Consider the following 774-nt stretch of genomic DNA (forward strand, 5'->3'; position numbering starts at 1 on the left):
TGGCGCAAGCCTTGGTTAGCAGAAAAAATGTCAAAGGCGCTAGGAATTTAGGAGAAATGATGACGCAATATACCTCGAGTACGAAACGATTTTGCTCGGTTTATAAGAGTAAAAAGAAGCAGGAAATGTACTTATACCTCGACCGAGCGGATGAACTGACTTCTTTGCCTGATGCACTGATGCAAATATTTGGGCAAGCTGAGCATGTGATGGATATGATACTCACGCCAGAAAAGAAATTGGCCCGTGCGGATGCTAAGAAAATTTTGGACGATATTGCTGAGAAAGGCTTTTATTTGCAGATGCCGCCAGCAAAAGACCCGGAAATGTTGGATTTATATAAGCCACCTAAAGATAGTTTGCACGGCTAAATTAATGACGGTGAGACGAGTCAATTGGCGGTAGATAAGTTTTTTTGGAAAGAAAAAGCCTTAGACCAGCTTTCGAAAGAAGAGTGGGAAGCTCTGTGTGATGGCTGTGGTAAGTGCTGTATGCATAAGCTCCAGGATGAAGACAGCGATGACTTGCTGTTTACCTGTATCAGCTGTGAATATCTGGATACGGATGCTTGTCAGTGTACTGTCTATTCCAAGCGAAACAATTATGTGCCTGACTGTCTTAACCTAAGTGTGACTGATTTACCTGAGGTCTCGGTATGGCTCCCTGAAACTTGTTCTTATCGTTTGCTATTTGAAGGGAAGCCGCTACCCCAGTGGCACCCCTTGATCGCGGGTAGCAAAATTATGATGCATGAAAATCACATTTCGGTGCGCT

2 protein-coding genes are annotated in these 774 nt (G+C 43.8%); both read left to right on the forward strand.

Features of this window, described 5'->3' with window-relative positions; all coding sequences use genetic code 11:
- Window positions 1-371 (forward strand): YcgL domain-containing protein (locus tag A3756_RS25500; protein ID WP_368664625.1); only part of this gene is annotated, 371 nt, incomplete at its 5' end.
- Between the two features lie 24 nt (window positions 372-395).
- Window positions 396-774, forward strand: a 379-nt coding sequence (locus A3756_RS25505) for a YcgN family cysteine cluster protein (protein WP_068555019.1), incomplete at its 3' end; no start/stop codon positions are given.

It is taken from the genome of Oleiphilus sp. HI0086, from assembly GCF_001635225.1.